Source organism: Lactobacillus kitasatonis DSM 16761 = JCM 1039 (genome assembly GCF_000615285.1).
Classification (GTDB): Bacteria; Bacillota; Bacilli; order Lactobacillales; family Lactobacillaceae; genus Lactobacillus; species Lactobacillus kitasatonis.
This window is the reverse complement of record NZ_BALU01000032.1, coordinates 1-1169: the sequence shown is the minus strand read 5'-3', so window position 1 is coordinate 1169 and position 1169 is coordinate 1. Positions and strand designations below refer to the sequence as shown.

1 protein-coding gene is annotated in these 1169 nt (G+C 38.5%); it reads left to right on the top strand.

Annotation, left to right across the window (positions count from 1 at the left end; all coding sequences use genetic code 11):
- Positions 1–105 precede the first annotated feature (105 nt).
- Complete coding sequence (locus JCM1039_RS09975) at positions 106–1143, top strand: IS30 family transposase (protein ID WP_025015623.1); 1038 nt, start codon at positions 106–108, stop codon at positions 1141–1143.
- Positions 1144–1169: the final 26 nt, after the last annotated feature.

The following is a 1169-nucleotide window of genomic DNA, read 5'->3' as shown; positions in this document are numbered from 1 at the left end:
CGCCGATTGTAAAATCAAATTGAACACTTTAGAAAAATAAAAAGTCCATTTGGACCTGTTTGATAAAATGTAATTACCACAAAACATTCAGAAACGAGGTCACAAATGGACTCTTTACATTCTATCATGCCTGAGCATCAAAAGGGAAAGCATTTATCATTTGAACAACGGGTTATTATTCAAACTCGCTTGAAGGATGGCCGCTCTATCAGAGCTATCGCTCGTGAGTTGTGCTGTTCGCCTTCTACAATCAGTTACGAAGTTAGACGAGGCACTGTTACTCTTTATCGTGGCAAACAGAAGCGTTACAAGGCTGATCATGGTCAAAGTGTTTATCAGACTAACCGACGCCACTGTGGTCGCAAATCAGACTTCTTGAAGAAATCTGACTTTATCAAGTATGTCAATAAGCATTTCTTTGAAGACAATTGGTCACTTGATGTATGTGCCAATCGCTGCTTGGCTGTGGGTGAATTTAGCAGCGACCAAATAGTCTGCACTAGAACTCTATATAACTATGTAGATCAAGGCTTGTTGGCTATCAGAAACTCTGATTTGCCTGAGAAGTTAAAGCGTAATACTAAAATTCATCGTGTTCATAAGAACAAGAAGAAATTAGGTCGAAGCATTGAAGAACGCCCTAAAGAGATTAATGATCGAAAAGAGTTTGGTCACTGGGAATGCGAACTAGTCTTAGGACATAAGACTAGAGATGATCAAGTACTGCTAACTTTGTCTGAGCGAATGAGCCGTGAGTTTCTAATCTTGCGTATTCCAGACAAGACAGCTGCCAGTGTTATGAGCGCTTTTCAAACTCTACATAAGCAGTATAGTGAGCACTGGAATGAAATCTTCAAGACAATTACAACTGACAATGGTTCAGAGTTTGCGGATCTTTCCAATCTAGAGGAAGTATCTAATACCTTAGATCCATATACTTCTTGCGATAAAGGCACTGTTGAAAGACATAATGGGCTCATTCGCAGATTCATTCCTAAGGGTGATTACATCAATAACTATTCTCTTCAGGAAATCATTGACATTGAAACCTGGTGCAATTCGCTACCAAGAAAAATATTGGCATATCATACACCAGATGAAATCTTTGAAAGAGAATTGGATCATATCTATCAAGCAGCTTAAGTGTTCAATTTATTATTGCAATTTAC